Raw genomic sequence first — 12014 nt, forward strand, 5'->3', positions numbered from 1 at the left:
CAGACCGCAAATGGCTAGTGAGCGCGCTTGCGAATAAATACTGTCGAAATTACAGGGTCAATCCTTGGTGACAAACACGTTGATTAGCTGTTTACGATGAAGATCGTAACGCGCGCAATACAAACGGCTTGAATTTGCGGATTACATTGCCCGGGTGCGTCTATGATTGGCAACGACGATGTGCGATTTGTTCGCGTCAGCTTTGAGAACTTCAAGGCGCTCAAACAGTATTCCGTTGATTTAGGCCGAATGAATATCATGGTTGGGCCTAACAACTGTGGCAAATCTACAATTCTCAGCGCCTTTCGGACATTACATATAGCCTTAAGAAGAGCGAGAGCTAAATCATCTGAAGTACTCAATATAGATGGAACGCCGACACGTTGCTATCGATTGAGTGATGACACTGTTCCAATATCGCTCGAAAATGTACATACTGATTATGTTGATGCGCCATCGAGAGTAACGTTTTTTCTGAGCAACTCGGCAAAGTTGGAGTTGCTATTTTCAAAAGACGGGAAATGCACACTAATTCCTAGGGTCGAAGGTCAGTTGATCAAGACGCCGACCTCATTTCGAAATGCATTTCCCGTGGACCTCGCTATAGTACCAGTTCTAGGGCCAGTTGAGCATAACGAGCCAATTGTCAACGAACAAACGATCGCGTCAGGTCTATCGACTCATCGCGCATCTCGACATTTCCGCAACTATTGGTTTTTTAATAGCGACGGCTTTGAAGAATTCTCCGATCTTGTGAGCAAAACTTGGCCAGGGATGAGCATCCAACGGCCACAACGACCGGACGCGCTATCGCAGTATCTGACAATGTTTTGCCAAGAAGATCGCATAGATCGTGAAATCTATTGGTCAGGCTTTGGATTTCAGGTATGGTGTCAGTTGCTCACGCACATTTCTCGGGCCAAGGCGGCGACTGCACTCGTAGTGGACGAGCCGGAAATCTATTTACACCCCGACGTTCAAAGGCAGCTATTAGGTATATTGCGAAGCGCTGGTCCAGATATAATGCTTGCCACGCACTCTACGGAAATCATAGCTGATGCAGAGCCATCAGAAATCTTACTAGTTGACAAACGGCAATCAAATGCAAGGCGACTCAAAGACTTTAACGATGTGCAGGGCGCGCTCGAAGCCGTAGGATCAGTACAAAACATAGTTTTGGCTAATCTCTCGCGTACCCGTCGTGCGCTTTATATTGAGGGGAGTAATGACTACAAATTAATTCGAAGATTTGCAGCAAAAATCGGACTCGATGAATTAGCATCAGGTGTGGGAATTACTCCAGTTGAGTCTGGCGGCTTTTCAAGTTGGGAAACGCTTCAGAAGCTGGCACGCGGATTTGAACAGACACTGGGAACAAACTTGCGTCTCGCTGCTGTCTACGATCGCGATTACTATTGTGATGAGCAAATTTCGAGTATTGAGAAGTCGCTAAACGCGAGCATTGCTTTTGGGTATTTTCACAAGCGGAAGGAAATTGAAAATTATTTACTCGAGCCTGAGGTTCTTCAGCGGGCAATAGACCGACTATTGAAAGAGCGAGCATCTCGTAACGGCTCGGAACCAGGAACATGTGACGTTCGACAATTGTTGAGTGAGATTACAGATCCGATGCAGAATCATGTATGTGCGCAGTATGTTGCTCGCAGATGCGAGTACATGAAGCATTGTGGCGAAGACATGGCCACTATGACGGCGCGCGCGATGGAATGGTTTACGACTAGATGGAGCGATTTGGACGCTCGATTAGAGATTGTGCCGGGTAAAGAGGTACTCCGCCAATTACGATCGATAATTGCTGGCCGTCATCGCGTATCGATGACCGATGCTCGCATCCTTGAATCATTTCATCGGGGGGACGTCGCGACGGATCTTGAGAGTTGTCTTCGATCGATTGATCTGTTCCGAAAGAGCTGATGATAGCGAGGTAGCGTGCGTCCGCTGCGCTTGACCCACCGTACGAAAATGCATTTCGGTGTCTTGGGGTTTTGTTTGTGGGGTGAGTGGGGTTGAGGCGACAAAGCGGGAGGCACCGGCCCGGGGGCGGGCCGGCTCGGATGAGGCGGGGGGTGGGGGTGTCTTCTTATTGCGGGGGGAGTCAGAGCCGGGCTGCCCTCAGCCCGGGGTATTGAGCGTGGTGGGTTTTTTGACCTGATGCAAAAACGTGGGGGAGCTGACGCGGGCGTTCGTGCTCATGCTCGCCTTCGCTTCTGGGCATCGGACTTATTGATGCGGAGAGAAGCGGTTACGAATGGCGAGCATGAGCACGAGACGACGGAGGGCGGCGGGTCAGAAGTTCGTATTTGCACGACGGACACGACGTAACGGAGCGTGCCTGTGATTTTGGTCCATGGTTGAATCGTCCTGGTCGGGACGAATTCTGATTCACGATCATGTGTCGTTAACGACACTTGCTTCAGTCTGCCCGCAGGTGATGGTGCCGCCGGAATACTTGCAGTAGTTGCCCGTCGGTGGCGGGTCTGTTCCCGGCGAGGGCAATTTGAAAGCTGCGACCACCGCGCAGGGTGAACTCATATTTCGAAGATTCAACGTCCAGTTGACGACGTTCCCGCTGCCATCCTTTTCCGGATTCAGGATGCACGCGTAAAAATTGTTCGGAGATGCGGGATCTTTGTTGTATGTTTCGTTGTCCTCTTGAAGGATCAGACGTTGTGTCGGAGCGGGCGAGCAACTGCTGCCGTTCACCTTGACGATCGTCACCAGAAGGTAATAGGGATATGACATTTGCAGCGCCACTTACGCGAGTGTGTTGAGATGAATCCGTCCGAGGGACTGCTGTGTCGCAGGTTCATACAGTAAAACCGGATTGAACTTGCGCCTTGGCCAATATATTTTTTCTTATTGATGAGTCCGCCATTTGTATTTCTGGCCGAGGGGCCCCACGTTGCCACGTGGGGCTCACTTGATCAAAAGCGGTGCAATATTAGGGGAGCCCCGCGTGGGAACGCGGGGCTGGTTTTACGACTGCGGGGGGGTGAGCGTGGTGGGCTTTTTGACCTGATGCAAAAACGTCGGGGAGCTGACGCGGCGGGCGAGTTCGGGGTAGGTGATTTGGCCGGACTCGTAGAGTTCCTTGAGGCGGGCGTCCATGGTGATCATGCCTTCGGCGCGGCTGGACTCGATGATGGAGCGGGTCTGGTGGGTCTTGGCTTCGCGGATGTGGGCGGCGACGGCGTGGTTCTTGATGAGGACTTCGGTGGCGAGGAGGCGTCCCTTGCCGGAGGCGCGGGGGATGAGCTGCTGCGCGACGATGGCGAGGAGGGCGAAAGACAATTGCGTGCGGATTTGTTCTTGTTGGTGCGGGGGGAAGACGTCGACGATGCGGTCGATGGCCTGGATGGCGTCGTTGGTATGGAGGGTTGCGATGACGAGGTGGCCGGTCTCGGCGGCGGTGAGTGCGGCGGCGATGGTTTCGGGGTCGCGCATTTCGCCGACGAGGATGACATCGGGGTCCTGACGGAGGACGTACTTGAGTGCGTTGGAGAAGCTGAGCGTGTCGGCGTAGACCTCGCGTTGATCGACGATGGAGCGTTTGTTTTCGTGGACGAATTCGATGGGGTCTTCGCAGGTGACGATGTGGCAGCGTCGGGTTTCATTGATGAGGTCGACCATGGCGGCGCAGGTGGTGGATTTGCCGGAGCCGGTCGGGCCGGTGAGGAGGATCAGGCCGTGCGTGCGGAGGGTGAGATTGCCCATGACGGGCGGGAGTCCGAGCTGGGTGAGGTTCGGGACGGAGCGGGGGATGAGACGAAACGCCCCGGCGACGGTTCCCTTCTGATAGTACACGTTGGCGCGGAAGCGGAGATGACCGGACACGGCGAGGGAGAAGTCCAGCTCGCGCTGGCGCTCGAAGTGTTCCTGCTGCGTTTCGCTCAGGAGCGACCAGATCAGGGCGCGGGTCTGCTCGGGGGCGAGGGGCTTGTTGAGGACGGGATGGAGATCGCCATCGACGCGAATGATGGGCGGTGAGCCGGCGGTGATGAGCAGATCGGAGGCGCCGGATTTTGCGGCGTGGTCGAAGAGCGCTTTCATGCTCAGTGGTTGGGATTCGGGAACGGGGGAGGAAGAAGGCGAAGGGGAGTTGGGGGCGGTGGTCATGAAGGCAGTATAGCGGAGGGTTTGGGGCGGGCGGTGTAGGACGAGGCCCGACCCGTTGAAGCGGGCGGGGCCGGGGGAGCGGGGAGGGGGCAGGTGGTTTGGAAGAGGCGCTCGGCCTGATCAGGCGGGAGGGGGCGGGAGAGGTGATAGCCCTGTGCGAAGTTGCAGGTGAGGGCCTGGAGCATGGAGAGTTGGTCGGCGGTTTCGACGCCTTCGGCGACGACCTGCATGTGCAGATTGTGCGCGAGGGCCATGATGGCGTGAACGATGGCGGAGTAGTGCTTGTTCCTGGGCGACTCGCGGGAGATGAAACTGCGGTCGATTTTCAGGACGTCGAGGGGGAGTCGGTGAAGGCAATGAAGGGAGGAGTGCCCGGTGCCGAAGTCGTCCATGGCGAGCTGGACGCCGAGGGATTTGAGGTCGGTGAGGACGCGGGACATGTGATCCATGTCGGTCATGACGACGGACTCGGTGACTTCGATGCGGAGGGCGCCGGGGGGGAGTTCGGACTCGGCGATCGCGTCGCGGACGGTGTCGAGGAGGGTTGGGTCAAAGAGTTGATGCCGCGAGAGGTTGACGCCGATGGTGCAGTGTTGCATGTTGGGGTGTGCATTGCGCCAGGCGCGCCACTGGCGTGCGGCGGTCTGGATGACCCATCGGCCGATGTCGGGGATGAGTCCCAGCTCCTCGGCGAGTGTGATGAACTGATCGGGCATGATCAGTCCGCGCGTCGGATGGGGCCAGCGGATCAGCGCTTCGAAGCCGGCGAGCTTGCCGTCATCGAGCGCGACGATCGGTTCGTAGTAAAGCTCGAACGCGCAGTCGGCGACGGCCTGCCGCAGCTCGCGCTCGAGAGCGAGGCGGTCGACGATGGCCTGGTGCATGGCTTCATCGAAGATGACGAAGCGGGCTTTGCCGTCGGACTTGGCCTGGTACATGGCGGTGTCGGCGTCGCGGAGCATTTCGTCGGCCTGCGTGTATCGGGGATCGAAGAGGACGATGCCGATGCTGGCGGTGGAGACGACTTCATGGCCGGCGATGCGGTGCGGCTTGGCGAAGGCGTCGAGCAGTCGTCGCGCGGCGGCGGCGGCGGCGTCTTCGGAGCCGATGCCGTCGAGGAGGACGACGAACTCGTCGCCGCCGAGGCGCGCGGGCAGATGTCCGGCGGTTCGGCCGTGCGAGGCGGTGTCGACGCTGCGGAGATTGGTGGTGAGGCGCTGAGCGATGTTGATGAGCAGTTGATCGCCGGCTTCGTGGCCGAGACTGTCGTTGATGATCTTGAAGCGGTCGAAATCGAGGAAAAGCACGGCAAAACGGTAGGCCGGCGAACGGCGGGCGCGGTGGATGGCCTGTTCGAGATGCTCGGTGAAATGCTTGCGATTGGGCAGGGCGGTCAGGGCGTCATGCTCGGCGGCGTGTCGCAACTGCTCCTCGGTGCTCTTGCGGTGATTGATGTCGGCGAAGGTCACGACGAGTCCGTCGCCGTGGCGCACCGCGGCGATCTGGTACCACGTCTCGGTCTGCCGGATGTAGCGGTCGGCGCGGAAGGGCAGCCCGCTGGTCACGACCGTCAGGGCATCTTCAAAGAGGCCCGACGCGCGCACGCACGGCAACAGCGACAGGAGCGAAGCGCCCATCATGTGCTGCCCGCAGCGTCCGACAAGTTGTTCGGCGGCGGGGTTGGTCATGCGGATTTCGAAGTCGATGATCTCGCGCGACGGATCGCGCACGGCTCGGAGGACGATGACGCCGCCGAGCGCGCTGGCGAGCAGGCCGTCCAATAGCGAGTGCGCATCGGGGGCGGGCTTGCTTGGCACGGTGAGGATGCGCGGCTTGCGTCGTGAAAGGGCGCGTCCGGCCGCAAGGAACATCAGCGCCGCCGCCATGCTCAGTCCCACGACCCACAGATACGGAATGTTGAGCGGGGCCAGGTCCATGGCGGTCGCATACTCCCAAGCGGCGCGTTCAGTAATGCGCGGCGGTCATGGCGATGCGCGACAACTGCGAGTTGATGTCGGGCGTGGTGTCGGTGAATTCGATGCCGACCAGATGTTTGCGAAAGCCCATGCGTTCGCGCCATGCGACGACGCCTTTGACCGTGACGGCCAGACCGGCGGGGTTGGCAAGCTGGACATCGACCGTGCCGTCGAGCGGGCGATCGCTGATCATGCGCAGTCCGCCGGCCGACAGGTCCAGCACGGTGCCGAGGTTGCACTTGAGCTGCGCCTGCCGAATGCGGCCGAAGCGGCGTCGGTCGGCAAGCGAGAGGGTCTTGCGTTTGTTGAGTTCACGTCGCGAGAGCATCGTATAACTATGATCGGAAACGATGCGGGAGGACTTGAGCAGTGATGATTATCAGACGGGCAGCGCGGCCAGTTCGGTTTCGACGGCGGCGATGAGGGGCTCGAGCGTGGCGCGGGTGAACTGGAATTTGACGCCGGCGGTTTCGAAGAGCGTCGGCAGCGGGACGGTGCCGCCGAGCGCGAACGCGTCGAGCAGTTTGGCGAGCGCCGTCTTCGGATCGCGCTTGTAGTTGAGCCAGACGCCCAGCGCGCCGAGCTGCGCGATGCCGTATTCGATGTAGTAGAACGGGTACGAGAACAGATGCACCTGCCGGTGCCAGAGCGTGCGCTGCACCTGCTCGTAGCCGGTCCAGTCGATGACGTCGCTGGCGAATCGGCGCTGCAGATCGAGCCAGGCGGCGGTGCGCTCGTCGCGCGAATGACCGGGGTGCGTGTAGAGCCAGTGCTGGAACCCGTCGATCGTCGCGATCCAGGGGAACATGCGGACGAGCCCTTCGAGCTGCCGGCGTTTGGCGCGGGCGGCGGTGGCTTCGTCGGCGTAGAACAGGTCGTAGTGATCGGAAGCGATCGTCTCCATCGACATGCTCGCCACTTCGCAGAACTCCAGCGGGGCGTGACGCACGAAGACGTTGGGAATCGAGCGCGAGGCGAGGTAGTGGAAGGCGTGCCCGCCTTCGTGCACGAGCGTCTCGACATCATGCTGCACGCCCGCCGCGTTCATGAAAATGAACGGACGCTTGCTCGCTTCCAGCGACGCCTGAAATCCGCCCGGGCGCTTGCCCAGCCGGCTCTCCAGGTCCAGGTCGCCGTGCTCGCGCAGCGAATCGAACTGCCGACCGAGCTCGGGGCTGATGCGGTCGAAAAGCTTGCGGGTTTTCTCGACGAATCCGGCGATGTCCTTCGGGTCGAACGGCCGCAGGGGCGACCGGCCGCGCACGTCCACGCTCGTGTCCCATGGCCTCAGCGCCTCAAGCTTCAGCGCTTCGCGCCGCTGCTTGTCCAGCGCCCGGATGCGCGGCATGCAGACCGCTTCGACCGCGTCGCCGAACGACAGACAGTCGGCCGGTGTGTAGTCGAAGCGCTTCCTGGCGAGCCACATGTAGTCGCGGAAGTCGGCGCTGTCGGCGTTGATCGCCATCTCGTGGCGGAGCTTCAGCAGCTTCTCGAAAATGTCTTCCACCGTTTCGCCATCGAGCATGCGCCGGTTCACGCTCGCTTCCCATGCTTCGCGTCGCGTCGGGCGGTCCGTTTCTTCAAGGAAGCGCGCGAGCTGCGGAAGCGTGCAGGTTTCGCCGCGGAATTCGACGGTCATGGCGCCCATGATCTTGCCGTACTGCGTCGCCAGCTCGGTGATCTGCGTGTCGAGCGGGATGTTCTTCTCGCGGAACTGCTCGACATCGGTGCGCCATTCGCGCAGCATCATGTCGTACCCGCCGGCGGTCAGCTCGGCGTGATGCTCGTTGGCGAGGTACTTTTTCTGAATCTCGAAGATGACCGGCTGAAGGCGGGGCTGAATCTCGCGGACGTAGTGCATGTACGCCTGCTCGACGGCTTCGTCGTCGGTGTGGCAGGCGTTTTCGATGTTCCGCCGCGACCCGTATTCCCAGACGATCTCGCACAGGGCGGTCAGATCCATCACCCACTGATGCAGCGCGCCCGCCGAGTCGATCGGCCGGTCGATCAGCTCGCGGAAATGCGGCTCGAGCGAGGCCCAGTTGGAGACATCGATGTCGGAAAACGACGGCGCGGTGGGAGTGGTGGTCATGCGGAAGTTGTATGCGAAAGGCGCGGGGGAGTCCACGAATCAGGTTGGACGCGGGGGGACTGAAGTCCCCCCGCCTTGAAAGATCAATGCGCGACCTTCGCCTCCCAGGGCATCGGGTCGTCAAGGCCGACGATCTGGTAGCTCGTCGGGGCGGCGAAGTCGGGGAGGGTATGGCGCATGGCGTCGAGCGTCGGTTCGTCGAGCCGGGCGATCTGCTCATCGCTCATCCACTTGGTATGCCATGCACAGCACAGATGTCCGAGCACGCGGGCGAAATCGTGGCGGAGCGCTTCGCGCCGGGGCGGGTCGTCTTCGCCGGCGTCGATCGTGTCGATGATGCGCTCCACTTCGCCCAGTGCGGCTCGCAGCGGCGCGCCCGCGGCCTTGGGATTGATCAACTCGATCGCCGGCACGACGATGCCCCACCGTTTCCACACCGCCGGCCGCTCCGCCTCGACGAGCGACAGCCGCCCGCAGTAGTTGGGCACGGTGAGGTTGACCAGGTGCAGATGCCGATCGCCGACGGTTTCGTAGGCGGTGTTGGAAATCCAGATGGCGGTCCATGCGTGATTCAGATGCGCCACCAGATGGGCGAAGTCGTGGCGAAGCTGCGCCGCGGCGTCCTCATGATCGTGCGCGCCGGTTTCCAGATCGCGCAGAACAATCGCCAGCGCCTCCGCCACCTCGGCGAGATTGTGCCGCACGCCCCAGTGTCGTAATGACGGGCCCCGTTTGGTCATGCTTTCTCCGCAGACATTGTATCGGTGAAATCGCCGCGGAGATTGATCGGACCGGAACCCGGACGGACGGGGCCGATCGCGGATGACACGTGAAAAAACGGGTCCAAATCCTGAATTTTGGGTTGTGGCGCGGGCGTTGATCGTGTTAAACTGCGGCACGAGAAATTGCGCTGAGGCGCCTGTGACATCCGATTTTAAGACGACTGCCGCCATGCTCCGGCGTGCGCGGAACATGCATTTCTGTCCGCCCGTCGTGGGCACCGCGAGGTATTGAGACAATCCGAACAGGAGAACGCCATGTTGAAGCTTCGACTTTTTACGCCCATGTTCGTCCTCGCGCTGGTTGCCGCGCCGCTTGATGCGGCCGTGACGACCTTGACGCTCGACTCGGGCGAACTGGGCTCGTACCTGTCCGAAGGCACGCGCACGCCCAGCGACACCTACGGCGGAACCGTGCAGTACAACCGGTCGGAGCTGTTCGTCGGGTACGGCGACTCGAGCGACCTGTTGTCGCTGCGGGCGATCTTCGGGTTCGACATCAGCGCGCTCCGCACCGGGCCGCTGCAAGGCGCGGTCATCAACAGCGTCCAATTGAGCTTTCATGTCACCAGCGTCTCGGGCGTCGAGGCGACGTCGCAGGGCGTGATCGGGCTCGAGCTTTGGCAATCGCCGCAGCAGGCGATCGAATCGCAGGTCGACTGGGATGTGTATTCGACGGGCAACAACTGGTCGCCGGCGTTCGCGCCCGGGGCGAGCACGGGGCTGGGCGCGCCCTTCTCCTCGTCCTCCGCGACGATCAAGAACGGCGACACGCCGCAGACCGTGACGCTCACCGACACGACCGGCAACTTCCTGACCGAACTGCGCAACGCCATCGCCACGCCCGGCGAAGTGTTCACCATGATCGTCACCTCGCTTCAGACCGAAGACAACGGCACCAACATCGCCGGCAACCCCGAGTCGCTGCTGCGCATCGTCAGCGACGACGGCACCTCGTCCCTGCGCCCGATGCTCACCATCGACTACAGCCCGATCGGGTTCATCAACGCTTCGCAGTTCAAGGATCAGATCCTTCTGGATTTTGAATCGTCAGCGCTGGGCAATCTCGACGCCGGGGCGGACAATCCCTCGACCAATACGCTTTTTACCAGCAACGGCATCACCTCGATCGCCGCGGTCTGCGCCACCAATCAGTCCGATGCACAGGGACAGAACACGCCCAATGACAACGGCCTGTTCTACGTGCAGGGCTCCAACGCCTTCGGCGACGGCACCGCCGGACGATTCGCCATCCTCCCCGACGCCTCCAATGCGTTCAATGAAAACGCCTCGGCGTTTCTCATGGACGGCGGACCGACCTACACGATCAAGTTCGCCGACCTGCACAACCAGTTCGGCGCGACCTACATCGACCAGGCCGTGCAGACCTTCACTTACGCCTTCTACCGCGAAGGCGTGCTGCTGGGCGATTTCTCCTTCAGCATGCCCAACATCAGCACGGATTTCTTCGGCGTGGAAACGCCTTACCTGTTCGACGAAGTGCGCGTCTACGGATCGAACGCCAACGATGGATGGGGCTTTGGCGAAATCCGCGTGGGCTACGTGCCCGAGCCGGCCACGCTGAGCATTTGGGGCGTGGGTCTGCTGGCCCTGCTCCGCCGCCGGCGGTGAGCGGTGCGGCCGATCGCTTGTCATGAAAAAAGCCCCGGTATTCGCCGGGGCTTTTTCGAGCATGTTCATCAGTGCGAGCGACGGGTCAGTCCTTCCACGGATGCCGCGCGCCGTACACCTTGGCGGGCAGGCCGAAGAGGTCGATGAACCCGCGGGCGGCGGTGATGTCGTAGCCGCCCATCGCGAAACTGGCGAGCTTCGTGTCGTACAAGCTCTTGGGCGACGAGCTGGCGATGGCCAGCGCCCGGCCCTTGTAGAGCTTGACCTTCACCTTGCCGGTCAGGTTTTCGTTGACGTGATCGAAGAAGGCCTGAAGCGACTGGCGCATCGGGTGGAACCATTGCCCGTTGTACACCAGCTCGGCGTACCGGAGCGAAAGCTGCTGGGCGAGGTGATACGTGTCGCGTTCGAGGCAAAGATGCTGCATCGCCTTGTGGGCTTCATACAGGATCGTCCCGCCGGGCGTTTCGTACACGCCCCGGCTCTTCATGCCGACGAGGCGATTCTCGACGAGTACCGTGATGCCCACGCCGTGCTTGCCGCCGATCTCGTTCAGCGCCGCGATCAGCGCTTCGCCGCGCAGTTTCCTGCCATCGACGGCGACGGGATTGCCCGCCTTGAACTCGATCTCGACGACCGCGCCCTTGGCCGGGGCTTTTTCCGGGGGGACGCTCATCGTCAGGCAGTGACCCCAGTTCGGTTCGCTGTCCGGGTGCTCGATCTCCGCGCCTTCGTGGGAGATATGCCAGAGATTGCGGTCCTGCGAGTAGATCTTTTTCTTGGTCTGCGCGATCGGAATGTTGTGCTGTTTGGCGTAGTCGATGGCGGTCTCGCGGTCGGTCAGTCCGTCGGCGATGAACTGCGGGTCTTTCCAGGGGCTGATGATCTTGAGCTTCGGGTCCAGCGCCATCGCCGTCAGCTCGAAGCGCACCTGATCATTGCCCTTGCCGGTCGCGCCGTGGCCGACCGCGTCGGCGCCGGTCTTGTGCGCGACGAGGACCTGATGCTTGGCGATGAGCGGGCGGGCGATGGACGTGCCCAGCAGGTAATCGTTTTCATACACGGCGTGCGCGCGGAGCATGGCGTAGCAATACTCTTCCGCGAATTCACGCCGCAGGTCCTTGACGACGACTTCGTCCGCCCCGCTGGCGTAGGCCTTTTTCTCGATGCCCTTCAGTTCGCTGCCCTGTCCGAGTTCGGCGGCGAAGGCGACGAGCTTCACGCCGGGGTAGCGCTTCTTGAGCCAGGGGAGAATCACGCTCGTGTCCAGCCCGCCGGAGTAGGCGAGCACGATCTTCTTGGGGTCATTGCCTTGAGCCATCGCTGATCAAACCTTTCAGTGGGGAAAGCGGTGATTGTATCCGCTCCCGGCGCGCATGAAAAACGCCCGGTCTAGCC

The 12014-nt window shown here is 60.9% G+C and carries 9 protein-coding genes; 2 read left to right on the forward strand and 7 right to left on the reverse strand.

What is annotated here, in order from left to right:
- Nucleotides 1-162 precede the first annotated feature (162 nt).
- Nucleotides 163-1935, forward strand: a complete 1773-nt coding sequence (locus GC162_13795) for an AAA family ATPase (GenBank protein MBI1369714.1) — start codon at nt 163-165, stop codon at nt 1933-1935.
- A gap of 474 nt (nt 1936-2409) precedes the next feature.
- Here the strand turns inward: GC162_13795 and GC162_13800 are convergent, their stop codons facing one another.
- The 6 genes from GC162_13800 to GC162_13825 all read right to left on the reverse strand — a co-directional run bounded on the left by GC162_13800 (nt 2410) and on the right by GC162_13825 (nt 8945).
- Nucleotides 2410-2775: a hypothetical protein gene (locus GC162_13800; GenBank protein MBI1369715.1), complete on the reverse strand. Its 366-nt coding sequence runs from the start codon at nt 2773-2775 to the stop codon at nt 2410-2412.
- 222 nt (nt 2776-2997) lie between these two features.
- Nucleotides 2998-4071, reverse strand: a complete 1074-nt coding sequence (locus GC162_13805) for a PilT/PilU family type 4a pilus ATPase (protein MBI1369716.1) — start codon at nt 4069-4071, stop codon at nt 2998-3000.
- A gap of 62 nt (nt 4072-4133) precedes the next feature.
- Nucleotides 4134-6074: an EAL domain-containing protein gene (locus tag GC162_13810; GenBank protein MBI1369717.1), complete on the reverse strand. Its 1941-nt coding sequence runs from the start codon at nt 6072-6074 to the stop codon at nt 4134-4136.
- A gap of 28 nt (nt 6075-6102) precedes the next feature.
- Complete coding sequence (locus GC162_13815; GenBank protein MBI1369718.1) at nt 6103-6441, reverse strand: hypothetical protein; 339 nt, start codon at nt 6439-6441, stop codon at nt 6103-6105.
- 51 nt (nt 6442-6492) lie between these two features.
- Nucleotides 6493-8205, reverse strand: coding sequence for a M3 family oligoendopeptidase (locus GC162_13820; protein ID MBI1369719.1), 1713 nt, complete (start codon nt 8203-8205; stop codon nt 6493-6495).
- Nucleotides 8206-8288: 83 nt separating this feature from the next.
- Nucleotides 8289-8945: a hypothetical protein gene (locus GC162_13825; GenBank protein MBI1369720.1), complete on the reverse strand. Its 657-nt coding sequence runs from the start codon at nt 8943-8945 to the stop codon at nt 8289-8291.
- A gap of 297 nt (nt 8946-9242) precedes the next feature.
- On the opposite strand from GC162_13825, the gene GC162_13830 reads away from it, so the two are divergent.
- The gene (locus GC162_13830; protein MBI1369721.1) at nt 9243-10616 is read left to right on the forward strand and encodes a hypothetical protein; all 1374 of its coding nucleotides are present in this window, start codon (nt 9243-9245) and stop codon (nt 10614-10616) included.
- An 85-nt stretch (nt 10617-10701) separates the two neighbouring features.
- Here GC162_13830 and GC162_13835 read toward each other — a convergent pair whose 3' ends face one another.
- Nucleotides 10702-11937 (reverse strand): argininosuccinate synthase, encoded by a 1236-nt coding sequence (locus GC162_13835; GenBank protein MBI1369722.1) that lies wholly within the window; start codon nt 11935-11937, stop codon nt 10702-10704.
- Nucleotides 11938-12014: the final 77 nt, after the last annotated feature.

Source organism: Planctomycetota bacterium (genome assembly GCA_016125255.1).
GTDB lineage: Bacteria > Planctomycetota > Phycisphaerae > Phycisphaerales > Zrk34 > RI-421.

Bases quoted from the DNA above. Each gene is read 5' to 3' on its own strand.
- GC162_13795 (MBI1369714.1), top strand. From the start codon at position 163: ATGATTGGCAACGACGATGTGCGATTTGTTCGCGTCAGCTTTGAGAAC.
- GC162_13805 (MBI1369716.1), bottom strand. From the start codon at position 4,071: ATGAAAGCGCTCTTCGACCACGCCGCAAAATCCGGCGCCTCCGATCTG.
- GC162_13810 (MBI1369717.1), bottom strand. From the start codon at position 6,074: ATGGACCTGGCCCCGCTCAACATTCCGTATCTGTGGGTCGTGGGACTG.
- GC162_13815 (MBI1369718.1), bottom strand. From the start codon at position 6,441: ATGCTCTCGCGACGTGAACTCAACAAACGCAAGACCCTCTCGCTTGCC.
- GC162_13820 (MBI1369719.1), bottom strand. From the start codon at position 8,205: ATGACCACCACTCCCACCGCGCCGTCGTTTTCCGACATCGATGTCTCC.
- GC162_13825 (MBI1369720.1), bottom strand. From the start codon at position 8,945: ATGACCAAACGGGGCCCGTCATTACGACACTGGGGCGTGCGGCACAAT.
- GC162_13830 (MBI1369721.1), top strand. From the start codon at position 9,243: ATGTTGAAGCTTCGACTTTTTACGCCCATGTTCGTCCTCGCGCTGGTT.
- GC162_13835 (MBI1369722.1), bottom strand. From the start codon at position 11,937: ATGGCTCAAGGCAATGACCCCAAGAAGATCGTGCTCGCCTACTCCGGC.